The organism is Cobetia sp. MMG027 (assembly GCF_027947415.1).
Taxonomy (GTDB): Bacteria; Pseudomonadota; Gammaproteobacteria; order Pseudomonadales; family Halomonadaceae; genus Cobetia; species Cobetia marina.
In genome coordinates, this window is the sequence record NZ_JAQJIO010000012.1 from 23,171 (window position 1) to 40,569 (window position 17,399).

Genomic DNA, 17,399 nt, shown 5'->3' on the forward strand with positions numbered 1-17,399 from the left:
ACCCCTCACTCTCAGGGAGTGGCGGGGCGGAAAGTTGCTTTGTCAGGCAAGGTGCCCTTAAATCGGGGCGTTTTCAAGCTGCACCCTTCATGCGTGTGGCAGAACATCATAACGAGAACGGAAGGGCAGATGGCATTCGAACGACCTGGCGCTGAGACTGCGAATCCGACGGCTGATTCCACGGCCGATACCCACCTGACAACGCTCGATGCGCGCGGCCTGCACTGTCCGTTGCCGCTGCTGCGCACCAAGCTGGCACTGGCTGGCATGAGTGCCGGCGAGCAACTCGAGGTCCTCGCCAGCGACGCCGGCGCCTGGGGTGACATCCCCGCCTATCTGGCGCTGAGCGATCACGCGCTGGTCTCGCGTGAAGAGACGGCCGCGGGTGATTATCGCTTCGTGATCAAGGCGCTCACGGAGGATGACCCCTCATGACCATGAAGACCCTGTTGCGTGGCTGGTTGGAGCGCTATTTCTCCGATGAGGAGGCGGTGGTGCTGTTTCTGGTGCTGGTGCTGGTCTTCGCGGCCGTCATCTGGCTGGGCAGCATGCTGGCGCCATTCTTCACGGCCTTGATCGTCGCCTTCCTGCTGCAGAGCGGCGTGAGCTTTCTGGAGCGGTTCGGCTTGCCGCGTCTGGCCGCCGTCAGTCTGATGACGCTGGTGTTCATGGGCATCATGCTGGCCAGTGCGCTGATCCTGTTGCCGCTGGTCTGGCATCAGCTGGCCAATCTGATCCAGGAGATTCCCGGCATGTTCGCCTCGGGTCAGCGCTGGCTGGGCGAGTTGCAGCAGCGCTTCCCCGGCCTGATCACGCCGGAGCAGGTCCAGCAGTGGGTCGGCGCCGCCGGGCGTGAGCTGACCCAGTTCGGGCAACGTGCGGTGTCCCTGTCGCTGGCGTCGCTCGGCAACCTGATGGGCGTGGTGATCTATCTGGTGCTGGTGCCGATCCTGGTGTTCTTCATGCTCAAGGATCGCGAGCGGCTGGTGGAGTTCACGCTGGCATTGCTGCCGCGCAAGCGCCTGCTGATGAGTCGGGTGTGGAACGAGATGGATGACCAGATCGCCAACTTCGTGCGCGGCAAGGTGATCGAGATCGTCATCGTCGGTGGCGTCAGCTACGTCACCTTCGTCATCTTCGGATTGCCGTACTCGGCGCTGCTGGCCATCGTGGTCGGTTTCTCGGTGCTGATTCCCTACATCGGGGCGGCGGGGGCGACCCTGCCGGTGGCCGCCGTGGCCGGTTTCCATTTCGGGCTGGGCGATACCTTCATGTACGTGATGATCGCCTACGGCATCATCCAGGCACTGGATGGCAACGTGCTGGTGCCGTTGCTGTTCTCGGAGGCGGTCAATCTGCACCCGGTGGCGATCATTCTGGCCGTGCTGTTCTTCGGCGGGATCTGGGGCTTCTGGGGCGTGTTCTTCGCCATCCCGCTGGCCACGCTGATGAAGTCGCTGCTCTACGCCTGGCCGCGTCGTTCCCGCGCCGAGGCAGGCCTGCCCGAAGAAGAAGTGCAGAGCTGAGCGCATGTCCCGGGCCTCGTCCCGTGTCGCCTGCATGAAAAAGCCCCGCCGATCGGCGGGGCTTTTTCATGGGCGAGTGGCGGCGTTTCACCGCCATGGCCCTCCAGCAGGACCCTTGCGCACAGGCAGGCCTTGACGCTCGGGGCTGGCAGCCTTCCGGCGAGCATCACTTGCCGGCGTCGAGCTCGCGGGCGGCGTCCAGCACTTCCTCGACATGGCCCTTGACCTTCACGCCACGCCATTCGCGCGCCAGGTTGCCGTCGGCGTCGATCAGGAAGGTGGAGCGCACCACGCCGAGACTTTCCTTGCCCATGAATTTCTTCATGTGAATGACGTCAAAGATCTTGCACAGGGTCTCGTCCGGGTCGCTGATCAGCTCGAACGGGTAGCCCTGCTGGGCCCGGAAGTTCTCGTGGGTGCGCAGGCTGTCGCGGGAGACGCCGAGAATCACGGTGTTGGCCGCTTCGAATTCCTTGAGGTGGTCGCGGAAGTCACCGCCTTCGGTGGTACAGCCCGGCGTGTGGTCCTTCGGGTAGAAATAGATGACGGCTTGCTTGCCCTTGAGGCTCGCCGGGGTGACTTCGGTGTCACTGGTGGCTTGGGCGGTAAAATCGGGAATTGGCTGACCGAGGCTGACGCTCATCGTGCTCTCCTGGCGATGACTGACGGCCATGTGGCGGCTGACAGTGTGGAATGAGGAAAAAAACCGGCAGTCATGGGCATCGCGCTTGCCCGGTTCTGCGGTATGTCCTGCATTACACGCAGGGCGCCCGAACTTGTCAAAGACGGGGCAGAACTCTTGTGTTTCACCGCCTTGGCGACCGGCGTCATCGGGCCCGTCCGGCGTGCATCTGTCCCGTGGACAGGCGAGGGAATCCATCGCTTTGCACAACCGGTGCAGATGGCGTCTGTACAGGCTTCGATGGTCTTTGTAACATCATCACCCTTGGCGCGACTCGCGTGTCGGCGTGCCCACGCAATCAGAGTCCTGCGTCAACCAATCTATGTCAGATGTCTGTCCCCGGGATCTGCTGTTTCAACAGCACAGGGACACGCCTGGCGCATCAGGCACCAGAGGAGAATTCGAGGGATGATCACAGGTAGCATTGTCGCACTGGCGACCCCGATGAAGGCCACCGGCGAGATCGACTGGGACGCCCTGCGCCAGCTGGTCGCCTTCCACCTCGAAAATGGCACCGATGCCATCGTCGCCGCCGGCACTACCGGCGAGCCGACCACCATGTCCTTCGCGGAGCACTTCGATGTGATCCGCTGTGTGGTCGAGACGGTCGCCGGCAAGATTCCGGTCATCGCCGGGACTGGCGCCAACGCCACCTCCGAAGCCGTCGAGCTTGCCCGTTATGCCAAGGAAGTCGGTGCGGATTACTGCCTCTCCGTGGCGCCGTACTACAACAAGCCGACCCAGGAAGGGCTCTATCAGCACTTCAAGGCCGTCGCCGAGCAGGCCGGCATTCCGGTCATTCTCTACAACGTGCCGGGTCGTACCTGCTCCGATATCTACAACGAGACGGTCTTCCGCCTCGCCGAGCTCGACAACATCGTCGGCCTCAAGGATGCTACCGGCAATCTGGAGCGTGGTCAGGAGCTGATCGACCGCCTCAAGGGCACAGATTTCGCGCTCTACTCCGGTGATGACCCCACGGCCTGCGACTTCATCCTGATGGGCGGCCACGGTGACATCTCCGTGACGGCCAACGTCGCACCGCGCCTGATGCACGAGATGTGCGCCGCCGCCGTCGCCGGCGATGCCGAGCGTGCTCACCAGATCAACACGCGCCTGATGCCGCTGCACTCCGCGATGGGTGTCGAATCCAACCCGATTCCGGTCAAGTACGCCATGCATCGCATGGCGCTGGCACCGGAAGCCGGCGTGCGTCTGCCGCTGACCTGGCTGTCCGAGCAGTATCACTCCACGGTCGATGAAGCGCTGCAACTGGCCGAGGTGCTCAACTGATGAGTCAGCGTCTTGTGCCACTGGCCCTGCTGACGGCTCTCGCGGTCGCCGGCTGCTCCAGTGATGGTTATTACTATGACCGCAACAGCGAGTATGCGGACGCCAGCATCGCGCCGCCGCTCGAGCTGCCCGAGACACGCAATCGCGCCGAATATCAGGACTCGATGCCGGTGCCACAGGCCAGCAGCGATTTCCTGGCCAGCGATGACTTCGAGGCGCCGCGTCCGCAGCCGCTGGCGACCAGCGAGAAAGGACAGCGTGAATTCGTCGCCCTGCGTCAAAGTGGCGATGCCCGCTGGCTGGCGGTGAATGCCGCGCCTGCAGCGGTCTGGACGCGCCTGCAGACCTTCGCGCGTGACCAGCAGCTGGACGTGCAGAGCATCGATGCCGGCAAGGGCGAGATCACCACCAGCCAGGGCGTGATCAGCGTCAATCAGGGCCTGCGTGCCGACGCCTCTGAAGTGCGTTGTCAGCAGGGCGGTGACGTCTCCGGCAGCTGCCTGAACGCGCTGCGTGGCTATCTGGCAGCCTCGCCTGCAGACAGCGGTGTCTCGCTGGCGGCGCAGTCGCTCAGCCGTGACGACCGGGTGCGTCTGGAAGGCCGTGACGGTACCTGGCAGATCGACCTGGCACTGGATACCGAGCGCAGCTGGGCTGAGCTGCTCTACCAGCTGCAGAAGAACTTCAACACCGACTACCAGAAGCTGGTGGATCAGAACCGCTCACGTGGCGAATTCATGGTCAACTACATCCCGCGGGAAGATCGCGACGGTGGCTGGCTGGGGATCGGCGGGGATGGCGAGCCGCTGCCGATGGTGCTCACGCTGCGTGGCGAGCAGGATCATACGCTGGTCACAGCCAAGCGCGCCGACGGTGAAGAGACCACGCCTGCACTGGCCCGCGAGCTACTCGACGCCGTGGCGTCGACGCTGCGCTGAGCATGCTGCTTGATGCGTCTGCCGCCTCATTCGACCTTGCGTCGGATGAGGCGGCTGCGTTCTCGGCGCCGGCCCGCAGCGGCGTGATGTCGATGGCCTCGCTGGGCAGTGGCAGCAAGGGCAACGGCACGCTGATACGCACGCGCGAGGCGCTGGTGCTGGTGGACTGTGGCTTCACGCTCAAGGAGAGCGAGGCGCGTCTGGCGCGGCTCGGGGTGCATCCTTCGCAGCTGGATGCCGTGCTGGTCACCCATGAACATGGTGACCATCTGGGAGGCATCGGGCCGCTGGCGCGCCGTCATGGTGTGCCGGTGCATCTGACCACGGGCACCTGGCTTGCCGGCCGCGCGAAGAAGCTGGGCACGTTGCCGAGCCGTCATCTGATCACGCCGCAGCAGGAATTCGCGATCAAGGATCTCGAGATCCTGCCGGTGACCGTGCCGCATGATGCACGTGAGCCGGTGCAGTTCGTGTTCAGCCGACGTGGCGAGACGGCCACGCGGCGTCTGGGCGTGCTGACGGACCTCGGTCACGTCAGCGAGCACGTGCTGAGCTGCTTTGCCGACTGCGATGGTCTGGTGCTGGAGTTCAACCACGACCCGCAGATGCTGGCCAGTGGCCCTTATCCGCCCAGCCTCAAGCGGCGGGTCGGTGGACGGCTCGGCCATCTGGCCAACGCCCAGGCCTGTGCCGCGCTGCCGTATCTGGGGCTGGAGCGCCTGCAGCGGCTGGTCGCCTCGCACCTGTCGGAGAGCAACAATCATCCGTCATTGGCCCGGGAGGCACTGGCCCCCTGGCTTGCGGATGACGATAGCCGCCTGATCATCTCCGCGCAGGACAGCGGCTTTGGCTGGCAGGCCATCGCCTGATACTCATGACGCCCGGTCGCTTCGCGATCGGGCGTTTGTGATTCTGGATGAGCTGACCAGATGGACAGCTCTCGAATCACGCCATACACCAACGCCACGGTCCTTCTCGACTGGGCGTGACAGACTCAAGCGTGATCGATTCATCGTCGACCGCCTCAACACTCGACGCGACTAGCGTCATCAGGGGGAATCTCATGGAAAAGCGTGAAGAGCTCTACGCTGGCAAGGCCAAATCTGTCTTCGTCACCGACGATCCGGATCTTCTGCTGCTGGAATTCCGCGACGATACCAGTGCCTTCGACGGCAAGCGTATCGAGCAGCTGGACCGCAAGGGCATGGTCAACAACAAGTTCAATGCCTTCATCATGGAGAAGCTCAAGGCGGCCGGTATCCCGACCCACTTCGAGCGTCTGGTCAGCGACAACGAGTGTCTGGTCAAGCGTCTCGACATGATGGCGGTGGAGTGCGTGGTGCGTAACATCTCCGCCGGCTCACTGGTGCGTCGTCTGGGTGTCGAGGAAGGCCTCGAGCTCAATCCGCCGACCTTCGAGCTGTTCCTCAAGAACGACGAGAAGGGCGACCCGATGATCAACGAATCGCTGGTCGAGACCTTCGGCTGGGCAGAGCCCAAGCACCTGGCGCGCGCCAAGGAACTGACCTTCCAGGTCAACGACATCCTCAAACAGCTGTTCCTCGATGGCGGCATCCTGCTGGTCGACTACAAGCTCGAGTTCGGTGTCTTCAAGGGTGAGGTCGTGCTGGGTGACGAATTCTCGCCGGACGGCTGCCGTCTGTGGGATGCCGAGACGCGCGAGAAGCTCGACAAGGACCGCTTCCGTCAGGGGCTGGGCGGCGTGATCGAAGCCTACGAGGAAGTCGGCCGTCGTATCGGGATCGATTTCACGGCGTGAGCATGGCGTGAGGCCGCCGCCTCACTCACGATGCACGCATGAACGAGACGACCCTCCTGCCAGTGGCAGGAGGGTCGTCTCGTGTCAGAGGTTTACATGTGCAGAGGTTCGCATGTGCAGAGGTGAAGCGGTACGGAGGCGTTACCCGTGGCGCAGTCTCGCCAGTTCGATCACCTGCTGTGCGACACTCGCCAGCGCGTGATCCTGACCTTCGTCATCCAGGCTGCCATCCTCGCGAAAGGCACTGCCTGCCCGGGATACCGCGATCTGCTGGGGCGCGACCAGCATGCCGAGGTTGTTCAGATAGAGTCGCACGAACGGCAGGGCGCGCATGCCGCCCATCCCGCCCGGGGACGCCGAGACGATGCCGACCGGCATGCCGCGCAAGGCATCCATGCCGCTCTGGCCTTCGGTGTCCGGACGCGACAGCCAGTCAAAGGTGTTCTTGAGCAATGGGCTGAAGAAACCATTGTATTCCGGGGTGGCCAGCAACAGCCCCTGATGGCTGGCAAACAGGGCCTGCAGACGGTCTGCACTGGCAGGACGCCCGTTGGCTTCTTCGCTGTCCCCATCGTAGAGCGGCATCGGGAAGTCGTTGAGGTCGAGCAGGTTGATCTCGGCTCCCTGATCGCCGGCCAGATGGGCGAGGCGAGTGATCAGGCGCCGATTGACGGAGGCCTTGCGGGTACTGGCGGCAAAGGCAAGCAGACGAATACTCATGCGGCGGACTCCCGGTGGAACACGTGAAGATGCTGGAATGCACGCCCAGTATGGTCAGGAGTCGTGACGGTTCGCCAATGCAATCTGGCATTGTCCTGATCTGGCGCCGCTCTCTCGTTCAGCTGGCCACGATGGCGGCGACCTGCATCGTCAGGCTGCCGTCGGGTTGGGTGTACGCCGTGAAGCGCACATCCACGTCCACCAGCTGCACGCCATATTGACGCTTGCCATCGGCAGCCTTGGCGGCGTGGTAGGCGGGGCGCGGGTCCTGGGCGAGCACTTCCTCGATCAGCGCGCGCAGCGTGGCGCTGTCGGAGCGCTGTTCAAGCTGCTGCTCGGCCTCGTCACTGAATATGACGGCATGGCGTGGTGGCGGGGCGGGCGCGTAACCGGCACGTGCCTGGGGCACGGCATCGACCCACGGCAGATAGGGCTTGATGTCCATCACCGGCGTGCCATCGAGCAGGTCATGGCCGCGCAGCAGCAGGCGCACGCCGCTGGCGCCTGTCTCGACGCCTGCCAGTTCGACCACTGACTGGCCCAGTCGGTTGGGGCGATGGGTACTGCGCGAGGCGAACACGCCGGTGCGTGCATTGCCGCCCAGGCGTGGCGGGCGGATCAGCGGCGTCCAGCGTGTGGGGCTGGCGTGGAACAGGAAGTGGATCCACAGGTGGCTGAAGCCGTCGATGTCGCGCACGCAGTCCGGGTCATCGAAGGGCGGCAGCAGGTGCAGGATGGCGGTGGCATGGCGTGCCAGACCCGGCTGGCGGGGAATGCCGAACTTGTCCGGGTAGCAGCTCTCGATGATGCCCACCGGCTGCATGGCCTGTTGCCCCAGTGTCATGGCCTGCTCACGCAGATGAGGGGGCAGCAGCGGCATGCGCCTGGCCAGTGCGGCATCGCTCATCGGGCGCTCGGCCGTGTCGGCGGTCGGATGGGGGCTGGCGGGCTGATCGGAAGAGGACATGGCAAGACCGTGGCAGAGGCTGAAGTGATGACGGGGCAGGGTGTCGTGTGACATCCCGGGCCGCCATGATGCCATGCTCGTCGTCGTACGGCATGACTGGTCTCGCCGGGCTGGCTTGTGTAGTCTGCCGCGAGAGCAGTGCCCAGCGGCACTGAGTCGTGATGCTGGCGTCGGAGCGAGAGCGCTCCACGCGATTCTTGAGGGCCAATCAGACCATGTCAGACCCCATCGCCATTGCCGCCACCGCCGATGGCCTGCAGCCGACGCTGGATCTTGATTATCTGGCGCAGGCGAGCCAGCAGTTGATCGAGGCCGGGCGCGCACTGGACGCTGCCGGTCAGGTGCCCGCCACGGGCGGCAACTTCTCCTGTCGCCTCAGTGATCGCCTGATGGCGGTGACTGCCTCGGGCTGCCACAAGGGCCGCCTGACCAGTGGCGATATCCTGGTCAGCGATTTCGCCGTCAGGTTGCTGGGCACATCACGCAAGGCCTCGGACGAGGCACGCCTGCATGGCCAGCTCTACGAGGATCTGCCGCAGGCGCAGGCGATTCTGCATACCCACTCCAGGGCCGCCACCGTGCTGTCGCTGTGTCATGAGGGCGACACCCTGAACCTGGAGGGCTTCGAGCTCAACAAGGCCCTGGAAGGTATCAAGAGTCATGAGACGCCAGTACGTCTGGCGGTGTTCGACAATACTCAGGACATCGATGCGCTGGCGCTGGACGTGCGGGCCCGCCTCAAGGCGGATGCCGGCCTGCATGGCTACCTGATTCGTGGTCATGGCCTCTATACCTGGGCCAGCAGCATGACGGCCTGCCGCCGGCATGTCGAAGCGCTCGATTTCCTGATGGGCTGTGAACTGGAACTGAGGAGACAGCGATGAGCTTTCTGGCCATCTACGCCGAACAGGACGCCTCGCGTCCACAGTTGATCACGACCGATGGCGCGCGGATCGCCAGCGAACTCGAGGCCGAAGGCATCCGCTTCGAGCGCTGGACGGCGGGCTGCGAGTTGCGTGATCCCACCGACCAGGCTCAGGTGCTGGCGACCTACGCCGACGATGTCGCGCGTCTCAAGCTGGAAAACGGCTTCGTGACCGCCGACGTGATCGGTCTGACGCCGGATCACCCCGAGCGGGAAGCGCTGCGGGGCAAGTTCCTCGATGAGCATCGCCACGCGGAGCACGAGGTGCGCTTCTTCGTGCGCGGCAGCGGCATCTTCTACCTGCATCTGGGTGAGCGGGTGCTGGCGGTCGGTTGCGAGAAGGATGACCTGATCGCCGTGCCGGCCGGTACCGCGCACTGGTTCGACATGGGACCGACGCCGGACTTCACCGCCATCCGCCTGTTCACCAATCCGGAGGGCTGGGTCGCCAACTTCACCGACAACGACATCGCCACCCGCTTCCCGCGTCATGAAGCGCTGGCGGAACACTTCACCCAGACTGCCGCCCCGCATTCCCAGGAGTCCGCATGATTCGCGCCATCGTCACTGACATCGAGGGCACCACCGGCTCGATTCGCTTCGTGCATCAGGTGCTGTTCCCCTATGCGCGCGCCAATCTGGGCGATTTCCTGCGCGCCAATGCCGAGCGCGATGATGTCGCCGAGCAGCTGGCAGCCACCCGTGAGCTGGCCGAGGTGCCCGAGGCGGACCTCGAAACCGTGATCGGCATCCTGGAAGGCTGGATCGATGCCGATCGCAAGGCCACGCCACTCAAGGCCCTGCAAGGCATGGTCTGGGCGAAGGGCTACGCGGACGGCGACTTCACCGGCCATGTGTATCCCGATGCCGTGAAGGGATTGCGTGACTGGAAGGAACGCGGGCTGTCCCTGCATGTCTATTCTTCAGGCTCGATCCAGGCGCAGAAGCTGCTGTTCGGTCACTCGGATGCCGGGGATCTCACACCGCTGTTCGCGGGCTACTTCGATACCACGACAGGGCCGAAGCAGGAGGCCGAGAGTTATCGTCGGATTGCCGCGCATCTGGGCCTGCCGGGTGCCGAGATCCTGTTTCTGTCCGATGTGGTGGCTGAGCTCGATGCCGCCGCGGCCGCCGGCTTCCAGACCTGGCAGCTGGTCCGTGAGCCCGGCATGGTCACGGGGGATCACCCTCAGGCCAGTCGCTTCGATGAAGTGTCCTTCAGTGGGTGAGAGGCAGTCGCTGATCAGACGTCTCTCTACACCCTCTGCGCCACCGCGAGTCAGCCGCATTCCCGAAAGCGAATCGCCCCGCCCCGGGGCACAAGGAGGACCTACGATTGCACAGCCAGACCGATAGCCGCGCAGCAGCCTCGCGCATCAGCATCGTGACCGCGCAGCCGCGCCACGCCGCGGATCAGGCCGAGGTGTTTTATCAGGCCGTGATGCAGGGAGCGGCCAGTCACTATGATCTGGCGCAACGCCAGCAATGGGCGTCCCGTGTGCCCAGGGATGCCGAGCGCTGGGCGGCGCGCCAGCATCGCTTCGAAGTGCTGGTGGCCGAACGGGACGGGCGCTGCATCGCCTTCTGCGAGTATGCCCCTGAATGGCCGCTGGCCCGGATCGAGATGCTCTACGTCTACCCGGGGCTGACCGGGCAGGGGATAGGCACCCGCTTGCTGGAGGAGGCCGAACAGGACCTTCGCCGACGCAAGGTGCGGGTGGTGAGTCTGGAGGCCAGTCTGATGCTGTCGCCAGGGCTTGCACGCCGCGGCTGGGAGAGTCTGGGGCTTGAGCACGTCAAGCGAGGCGGCATCTGCCTCAAGCGCGAGCGCTTCGAGAAACGTCTCGACGAGTGACGCGTGCGTCACGGTGATATCGGACATGAAGACGCCCCCACCGGTCACCCGGTGGGGGCGTCTTGCGTTCGACAGGGTAACGGACCTGGCTGGCGATCAGGCCATGGTATCGACGATACCGCCTTCCACCCGCAGTGCGGCACCTGTCGTGGCACTGGCCTGCTCGGAGGCCGCGTAGACGCTCATGTTGGCGACTTCCTCGGGGCTTGCCATGCGCTGGAGGATGGAGGTGGGGCGGGTCTGCTGGACGAAGTCAGCCTCGACCTCCTCAAGCGTCCTGCCTTGCTCCTCGGCGTTCTTCTTGAGCATCTCGAGCACGCCCTCGGAGCGGGTCGGCCCCGGCAGGATGGCGTTGACGGTGACCTGCGTGCCGGACAGCACCTTGGCGAGCCCGCGTGAGACGGACTGGACGGCGGACTTGGTCATGCCGTAATGGACCATCTCGCTGGGGACGTTGAGCGCCGACTCGCTGGACAGGAACTGGATGCGCCCCCAGTCGCGCTCCTTCATGCCACGCGCATAGTGGCGGGACAGACGTACTGCCGACATCACGTTGACCTGGAAGAACTGCTCCCAGGTGTCGTCGTCGGTCTCGAAGAAGTCCTGTGGGGCGAAGATGCCGACATTGTTGATCAGGATGTCGGTGTCCGGGACGGTCTGGATCAGCGTGTCGCAGCCTTCGCGCGTGCCCAGGTCCGCGGCCACGCCCTTTACCCTGCTGTCAGGGACGTCACGCTTGAGCTGGGCGATGGCGTCATCGACACGTGCCTGGGTACGGCCGGTCAGGGTGACGCTGGCACCCGCGCGGGCGAGTCCCGTCGCGATGGCAAGGCCGATGCCGGCGGTGGAACCACTGATGATGGCGCTGCGTCCGTGTAGATCAATCTGCATGCAACCTCCTTCACGGCAAGCGACGGCGTTCGCGCACGATGGCCTGGCACCTGGGTGAGTGCCGGGACAACGGTCACGAATCGGCTCGCTGCTGTCATCTGGATGTCCTTGTTGCGTGGCGGTGCCGGGCGCGCAATGCAAGGGGCAGCGCCGGTGCGGATCAGATCTTGCGAAGGTGCATGTGACGCAACAGGCCGCCAGGCCCGAGGTCGCGGTCTTCCATGCGCTGTATGGCATGCCCTTCCAGCAGGCCATCGAGAGGCACGCTGAGATTGGTGGCCAGCAGGCGGGCCAGCGGATTGAGCAGCCGCCGGATCACCCCGGCTGGCTGTTGACCGCGCAAGCCCTTGTCGAGCAGGGACATCTCGCCGTCCGATGCCAGCACGCGCAATGCTTCATCGAAGGCTGTCTGCGGTTCTGGCACGACCGCGAAGATCAGGTGGGCGATCACGACGTCAAAGTGGCCATCGGGAAAGTCGAGTGCCATGGCATCGCCCAGCTTGACGTTGGCATCGAAGCCCAGCGCCTCGGCGCGCTCGCGGCAGCGGCGCAGCATGGCGGGCGAGGCATCGACCACCTCGAGTTCGATGTCACGGGGCAGAAAGGGCAGGTCGAGCCCGGTACCGCCGCCGAGCAGCAGCACGCGAGTCCCGGCTTTCAGGTCCAGTGTCGCGATGGCGTCTCGGCGTGCCGAGCGCAGGACACGCGCTGCCACGCGGTCGTAGAGCGGTGCGTAGAGGCTCCAGCGGCGGGTCTGCCAGCGTCCGCCTGACACCGTGGAGGCGGCAGGCGGACGCTGATGAGGAGATGGCGAGGACATGGAGCGCCTCCCTGGCGGTATGGCAAGGCGTCATGAAGATGGACCGGTGTCACCGGTGGCATCAGCAGGACAGGAGCTGACCAGCAGGAAGACACTCACCTGTCATCTGGCTAGCGGGTCTCGACAGTGTAGATGCGCATCGACAGGTCGATGGCCGTCACGTCCTTGGTCAGCGCGCCGATCGAGATGCAATCCACGCCGGTGGCGGCGATGCCGGCCAGGGTGCTCTCGTTGACGTTGCCCGAGGCTTCCAGCACGGCTGGCCTGGCATGCGCCTTGTTGCGCGCGACGGCCTCGATGAGCTGATCGTTGTTGAAGTTGTCGAGCATGATGACGTCGGCACCGGCATCCAGCGCCTGTTCCAGCTCCGCGAAATTCTCGACTTCCACTTCGCAGGTCAGGTCCGAGGCGATATCGCGTGCCTCACGGACGGCGGCCGCGATGCTGCCACAGGCAGCGATATGGTTTTCCTTGATCAGGAAGGCGTCATACAGGCCGATGCGATGATTGTGGCCGCCCCCGCAGCTGACGGCGTATTTCTGGGACACTCGCATCCCGGGCAGCGTCTTGCGGGTATCCAGCAGACGCACGCCGCTGCCTTCCACGAGTGAAGCGTAGTGGTGGGCGCGGGTCGCGGTACCGGACAGCGTCTGCAGCAGATTGAGTGCTGCGCGCTCTCCGGTCAGCAGCGAGCGAGCGGGGCCTTCCAGCTCAAGGAAGGGCGTGTCGGCCTCGAGTCGGTCACCATCGCTGGCCAGCCACTTGAGACTGACACGCGAGTCGAGGCGACGAAAGAGCTCATCCACCCAGGGCACGCCGCACAGAATGGCCGCCTCACGGCTGATCACCCGGGCCTTGGCCCACTGTCTTTCGGGAATCAGCTCGGCGGTGATGTCGCCACCGCCAACATCTTCGGCGAGCAGGCGGGCGGCGCTGGTGCGGATATCCTCGGCGAGGGCGTCGTGGAAGTTCATGCGCGTCTGATCCTTGTGCAAGAAGTGCTGCCGGAGCTGGTATCGCGCCGCAGGAAGCCCCCCGACACAGACCCATGGCTGCCGAGCATGCCATAATGTGCGCCATTATAGGAAAAGCCGCGCGGGCGGTCAGTCCCTGTGTGCGATACCGGTGCGATATCTCGCCTGACGGTGCACCGGGCCGGCAGGGTCACGATCAGGCCGTCATGAATCTCACGCCCCGCGTGCAATGTCGTTTCCGTCTGGAGTCATCGATGCCCCCCTCGTCTTCCTCCCCATGGTCGGGCCAGCTGGCGCGACTGGCCGTCACCCCTGAGCACTGGCTGGAAAATGCCCGTCAGGTGCCGTCGCCCAACCACAATGCGCGTCCCGAGGGCGAGGTCTCGGCATTGGTGCTGCATTCCATCAGCCTGCCACCGGGGCGCTTCGGGGGGCCGGCCATCGAGCAGCTGTTCACCAATCAGCTCGACCCCGGCGCCCATCCCTACTTTGCCGACATCCATCATCTGCGCGTCTCGGCGCATGTGCTGATCCAGCGTGATGGTCGTCTGGTGCAGTTCGTGCCCTTCGATCGTCGTGCCTGGCATGCGGGGCGGTCGCGCTGGCATGACGGAGCGCGTGAGCGCGTGGAGCTCAATGACTTCAGCATCGGCATCGAGCTCGAGGGCGATGAGGTGCACCCCTACCGCGAGGTGCAGTACCGGACGCTGGCACGGACGGTCGCCGGCCTGATGGCCCGCTACCCGGCGCTGACCCGTGAGCGCATCACCTCGCATGCGCGGATTGCGCCGTTGCGCAAGACGGATCCTGGTCCCGCCTTTGACTGGGCTTACTTCGATCGCCTGCTGGACGACATTCAGGACTAAGGTCGCAAGTGCCTCGCGATGGTGCAATGCAGCATGCAGGGGCCGGATTCCGGTCAGGGAGCGTAGCCACGGGGCGCGTTGGTAGTTTTATTACAAGACGTGCTCCAGGCGACGGCTGGCATGCGGCGGGAAATCCCGCTCGGCACTGGCCGAGACCCGCACGGCCACGGCGGTGCCAGTCCATGGCGCACGGCTGCGCAGCCATGCGCACCGAATTGGCACGGGGGGGTGTTTGCGGTATCTTTCACGCCAAATGACTGCATCTTGTGCCCTGCTTTGACGCACGAAGCACAACGCATCTGGCAGCCGGAGTCTCCGGTTGCCGCGGTTTTATCGGAGACGCGGCCCACTCAGAAGGCTGTGCCCACACTGAAGAGCGCCACTGGTTCCGATGTAGCATTTCGTCGGAACAACTGACAAAAAATTTCTTCACTCGGAGAGACGTCTATGAGTCTGGAGGCAAGAGAAGATCTCGATCCGATCGAAACCACGGAATGGTTGGACTCCCTGGAATCGGTTCTGGATCGTGAGGGTGAGGATCGTGCCCAGTACCTGATGTCACGCCTGGCCGACCGCCTGCGTCGTGATGGCCATCAAGTACCCTTCTCGGTGACCACGCCCCATCGCAACAGTATCCCCGTGCACCGCGAAGCGCGCATGCCGGGCGACCTGTTCATGGAGCGTCGTATCCGTTCGCTTATCCGCTACAACGCCATCGCTCAGGTGATCCGCAACAACCGTGCCCACAAGGGCCTGGGCGGTCACATCTCGAGCTTCATGTCCAGTGCGACGCTTTATGATGTAGGTTTCAACCACTTCTTCCGTGCACCGGAAGGCGATTTCGAAGGTGACCTGCTGTATATCCAGGGCCACGTGGCACCGGGTATCTATGCACGTTCCTTCCTGGAAGGTCGTCTCAGCCAGGAGCAGATGGACAGCTTCCGTCAGGAAGTCGACGGCAATGGCCTGTCCTCCTATCCGCACCCGTGGCTGATGCCGGATTACTGGCAGTTCCCGACCGTCTCCATGGGTCTGGGCCCGATCCAGGCGATCTACCAGGCGCACGTCATGAAGTACCTCAACTCGCGTGAGTTGAAGTCCATGTACGACCGCAAGGTGTGGTGCTTCATGGGTGACGGCGAGTGTGACGAGCCGGAATCCCTGGGTGCCATCTCGCTGGCGGGTCGCGAGAACCTCGACAACCTGATCTTCGTCATCAACTGCAACCTGCAGCGTCTTGATGGTCCGGTGCGCGGCAACGGCCGCATCATGGACGAGCTGGAAGGCGTCTTCCGTGGTGCCGACTGGAACGTGCTCAAGGTCACCTGGGGTCGCTTCTGGGATCCGCTGTTCGAGCAGGACAAGAAAGGCATCCTGCAGAAGCGCATGGACGAGGCGGTCGACGGCGACTACCAGAACTACAAGGCCAATGGCGGCGCGTACACGCGTGAGCACTTCTTCGGCAAGTACCCGGAGACGGCCGATCTGGTCAAGGACATGTCAGACGACGACATCTGGCGTCTGAACCGTGGTGGCCACGACCCGTACAAGGTCTACGCGGCGTATCACGAGGCGGTCAACAACGCCAATGGTCGTCCGACCGTCATCCTGGCGCACACCGTCAAGGGTTACGGCATGGGCATGGGCGATGGCGAAGCGGCCAACGAAGCCCACCAGGTCAAGACCATGGAGCACGAAGCGCTCAAGACCTTCCGTGATCGCTTCGGTATCCCGCTGACCGACGAGCAGCTCGAGGAAGTGCCGTACTACAAGCCGGCGGACGACAGCCCGGAAATGAAGTACATGCACCTCATGCGCGAACGTCTGAACGGCTACCTGCCCCAGCGTCGCACCGAGTATGAAACGCTGGAAATCCCGCCGCTGGACGACAAGATCTTCGCGTCCCAGCTCAAGGGCTCCAACGGTCGCGAAGTGTCCACCACCATGGCCTTCGTGCGCGTGCTCAACGGTCTGGTCAAGCACAAGACCCTCGGCGAGCGTGTCGTGCCGATCATTCCTGACGAAGCGCGTACCTTCGGCATGGAAGGCATGTTCCGTCAGCTGGGCATCTACACCGCGGCAGGCCAGAAGTACGAGCCGGTCGACAAGGGTCAGATCATGTATTACCGCGAGGACCAGAAAGGTCAGGTCCTCGAGGAAGGTATCTCCGAAGCGGGCGCCATGTCCGCGTGGGTGGCGGCGGCAACGTCCTACGCCAACCACAACCTGCCGCTGATGCCGTTCTACGTCTACTACTCGATGTTCGGCTTCCAGCGCATCGGTGATCTGGCGTGGGCCGCAGGCGATCTGCAGGCACGTGGCTTCCTGGTCGGCGGGACCGCCGGGCGTACTACCCTGAACGGTGAAGGTCTGCAGCACCAGGATGGCCACAGCCATATCCTGGCCTCGACCATCCCGAACTGCCGCACCTACGACCCGACCTATGCTCACGAAGTGGCGGTCATCGTGCAGGACGGCATGAAGCGCATGTTCGAGCAGCACGAGCCGGTCTTCTACTACCTGGCGGTGATGAACGAGAACTACGAGCAGCCGGAGCTTGAAACGGTGCCCGCAGACGACATCATCAAGGGCATGTACCTGCTCAAGGAAGGCGCGAAGGACGGCAAGGCACGCGTTCAGCTGCTGGGTTCCGGCACCATCCTGCGTGAAGTCGAAGCCGCTGCCGTGATGCTGAAGGACGACTACGGTGTCGATGCCGACATCTGGAGCGTCACCAGCTTCAACGAGCTGCGTCGCGAAGCGCTGGAACTGGATCGTCAGGCCTTCCTCAAGCCGGAAGAGACCCCGGCCAAGCCGCACATCACTCAGTGCCTGGAAGGACGTGACGGCCCGGTCGTGGCGGCCACTGACTACATGAAGCTGTTTGCTGACCAGGTTCGCGCCTGGGTGCCGGCTGACTATCACGTGCTCGGTACCGATGGTTTCGGTCGTTCCGATACCCGCGAGAAGCTGCGTCACTTCTTCGAAGTCGACCGCAACTTCGTCACCGTCCAGGCCCTGAAGGCGCTGGCGGATCGTGGTGAGATCGACCGCAAGGTGGTCGCGGAAGCGATCAAGACCTACGGCATCGACCCCAACAAGCCGAATCCGCTGAGCGTCTGAGCGGAGATCGCGGAACAGGCGAGCGGCACTCCATCCTCG

Annotated in this window: 18 protein-coding genes; 12 read left to right on the top strand and 6 right to left on the bottom strand. The window is 64.1% G+C overall.

The window, feature by feature from the left end:
• Window positions 1-129 precede the first annotated feature (129 nt).
• Both PJK54_RS15695 and PJK54_RS15700 read left to right on the top strand, forming a co-directional pair.
• The gene (locus PJK54_RS15695) at window positions 130-435 is read left to right on the top strand and encodes a sulfurtransferase TusA family protein (RefSeq protein ID WP_077380174.1); all 306 of its coding nucleotides are present in this window, start codon (window positions 130-132) and stop codon (window positions 433-435) included.
• Complete coding sequence (locus PJK54_RS15700; protein WP_077380172.1) at window positions 432-1,526, top strand: AI-2E family transporter; 1,095 nt, start codon at window positions 432-434, stop codon at window positions 1,524-1,526. The genes PJK54_RS15695 and PJK54_RS15700 overlap by 4 nt, the downstream gene beginning before the upstream one ends.
• 166 nt (window positions 1,527-1,692) lie before the next feature.
• On the opposite strand, the gene PJK54_RS15705 is transcribed toward PJK54_RS15700, so the two are convergent.
• Window positions 1,693-2,169 (bottom strand): peroxiredoxin, encoded by a 477-nt coding sequence (locus tag PJK54_RS15705; RefSeq protein WP_271303320.1) that lies wholly within the window; start codon window positions 2,167-2,169, stop codon window positions 1,693-1,695.
• Between the two features lie 447 nt (window positions 2,170-2,616).
• Between PJK54_RS15705 and dapA the strand changes: the two genes are divergently transcribed.
• The 4 genes from dapA (at window position 2,617) to purC (ending at window position 6,219) form a co-directional block, all read left to right on the top strand.
• The gene (gene dapA / locus PJK54_RS15710; RefSeq protein WP_077380168.1) at window positions 2,617-3,501 is read left to right on the top strand and encodes a 4-hydroxy-tetrahydrodipicolinate synthase; all 885 of its coding nucleotides are present in this window, start codon (window positions 2,617-2,619) and stop codon (window positions 3,499-3,501) included.
• Complete coding sequence (locus PJK54_RS15715) at window positions 3,501-4,439, top strand: hypothetical protein (RefSeq protein ID WP_077380166.1); 939 nt, start codon at window positions 3,501-3,503, stop codon at window positions 4,437-4,439. The genes dapA and PJK54_RS15715 overlap by 1 nt, the downstream gene beginning before the upstream one ends.
• Before the next feature lie 86 nt (window positions 4,440-4,525).
• A complete protein-coding gene (locus tag PJK54_RS15720) occupies window positions 4,526-5,308 on the top strand; it encodes an MBL fold metallo-hydrolase (RefSeq protein ID WP_077380224.1) in 783 nt (260 codons plus the stop codon).
• A gap of 194 nt (window positions 5,309-5,502) precedes the next feature.
• Complete coding sequence (gene purC / locus PJK54_RS15725) at window positions 5,503-6,219, top strand: phosphoribosylaminoimidazolesuccinocarboxamide synthase (RefSeq protein WP_077380164.1); 717 nt, start codon at window positions 5,503-5,505, stop codon at window positions 6,217-6,219.
• 141 nt (window positions 6,220-6,360) lie between these two features.
• Here purC and PJK54_RS15730 read toward each other — a convergent pair whose 3' ends face one another.
• Both PJK54_RS15730 and tsaA read right to left on the bottom strand, forming a co-directional pair.
• Window positions 6,361-6,939 (bottom strand): NADPH-dependent FMN reductase, encoded by a 579-nt coding sequence (locus PJK54_RS15730; protein WP_077380162.1) that lies wholly within the window; start codon window positions 6,937-6,939, stop codon window positions 6,361-6,363.
• A 118-nt stretch (window positions 6,940-7,057) separates the two neighbouring features.
• Window positions 7,058-7,906: a tRNA (N6-threonylcarbamoyladenosine(37)-N6)-methyltransferase TrmO gene (tsaA, locus tag PJK54_RS15735; protein ID WP_442870690.1), complete on the bottom strand. Its 849-nt coding sequence runs from the start codon at window positions 7,904-7,906 to the stop codon at window positions 7,058-7,060.
• Between the two features lie 215 nt (window positions 7,907-8,121).
• Here tsaA and PJK54_RS15740 point away from each other — a divergent pair, with 215 nt between their 5' ends.
• The 4 genes from PJK54_RS15740 to PJK54_RS15755 all read left to right on the top strand — a co-directional run bounded on the left by PJK54_RS15740 (window position 8,122) and on the right by PJK54_RS15755 (window position 10,686).
• Window positions 8,122-8,790, top strand: coding sequence for a methylthioribulose 1-phosphate dehydratase (locus PJK54_RS15740; RefSeq protein WP_271303321.1), 669 nt, complete (start codon window positions 8,122-8,124; stop codon window positions 8,788-8,790).
• Window positions 8,787-9,383 (top strand): 1,2-dihydroxy-3-keto-5-methylthiopentene dioxygenase, encoded by a 597-nt coding sequence (locus tag PJK54_RS15745; protein WP_271303322.1) that lies wholly within the window; start codon window positions 8,787-8,789, stop codon window positions 9,381-9,383. Before PJK54_RS15740 ends, PJK54_RS15745 begins: the two co-directional genes overlap by 4 nt.
• Window positions 9,380-10,060, top strand: a complete 681-nt coding sequence (mtnC, locus tag PJK54_RS15750; protein ID WP_271303323.1) for an acireductone synthase — start codon at window positions 9,380-9,382, stop codon at window positions 10,058-10,060. Before PJK54_RS15745 ends, mtnC begins: the two co-directional genes overlap by 4 nt.
• A 107-nt stretch (window positions 10,061-10,167) precedes the next feature.
• Window positions 10,168-10,686 carry a GNAT family N-acetyltransferase gene (locus PJK54_RS15755; RefSeq protein WP_240499645.1) on the top strand — a complete coding sequence of 173 codons (519 nt, stop codon included), beginning with the start codon at window positions 10,168-10,170 and terminating at the stop codon, window positions 10,684-10,686.
• A 96-nt stretch (window positions 10,687-10,782) separates the two neighbouring features.
• Here the strand turns inward: PJK54_RS15755 and PJK54_RS15760 are convergent, their stop codons facing one another.
• The 3 genes from PJK54_RS15760 to nadC all read right to left on the bottom strand — a co-directional run bounded on the left by PJK54_RS15760 (window position 10,783) and on the right by nadC (window position 13,371).
• Window positions 10,783-11,577 carry an SDR family NAD(P)-dependent oxidoreductase gene (locus PJK54_RS15760; protein ID WP_271303324.1) on the bottom strand — a complete coding sequence of 265 codons (795 nt, stop codon included), beginning with the start codon at window positions 11,575-11,577 and terminating at the stop codon, window positions 10,783-10,785.
• Between the two features lie 160 nt (window positions 11,578-11,737).
• Complete coding sequence (locus PJK54_RS15765) at window positions 11,738-12,397, bottom strand: class I SAM-dependent methyltransferase (protein WP_271303325.1); 660 nt, start codon at window positions 12,395-12,397, stop codon at window positions 11,738-11,740.
• 110 nt (window positions 12,398-12,507) lie between these two features.
• Window positions 12,508-13,371, bottom strand: a complete 864-nt coding sequence (nadC, locus tag PJK54_RS15770; RefSeq protein ID WP_271303326.1) for a carboxylating nicotinate-nucleotide diphosphorylase — start codon at window positions 13,369-13,371, stop codon at window positions 12,508-12,510.
• Between the two features lie 254 nt (window positions 13,372-13,625).
• Between nadC and ampD the strand changes: the two genes are divergently transcribed.
• Together ampD and aceE are read left to right on the top strand one after the other, a co-directional pair.
• Window positions 13,626-14,237 (top strand): 1,6-anhydro-N-acetylmuramyl-L-alanine amidase AmpD, encoded by a 612-nt coding sequence (gene ampD, locus PJK54_RS15775; protein WP_084207887.1) that lies wholly within the window; start codon window positions 13,626-13,628, stop codon window positions 14,235-14,237.
• A gap of 447 nt (window positions 14,238-14,684) precedes the next feature.
• Window positions 14,685-17,360 (top strand): pyruvate dehydrogenase (acetyl-transferring), homodimeric type, encoded by a 2,676-nt coding sequence (aceE, locus tag PJK54_RS15780; protein ID WP_077380148.1) that lies wholly within the window; start codon window positions 14,685-14,687, stop codon window positions 17,358-17,360.
• Window positions 17,361-17,399: the final 39 nt, after the last annotated feature.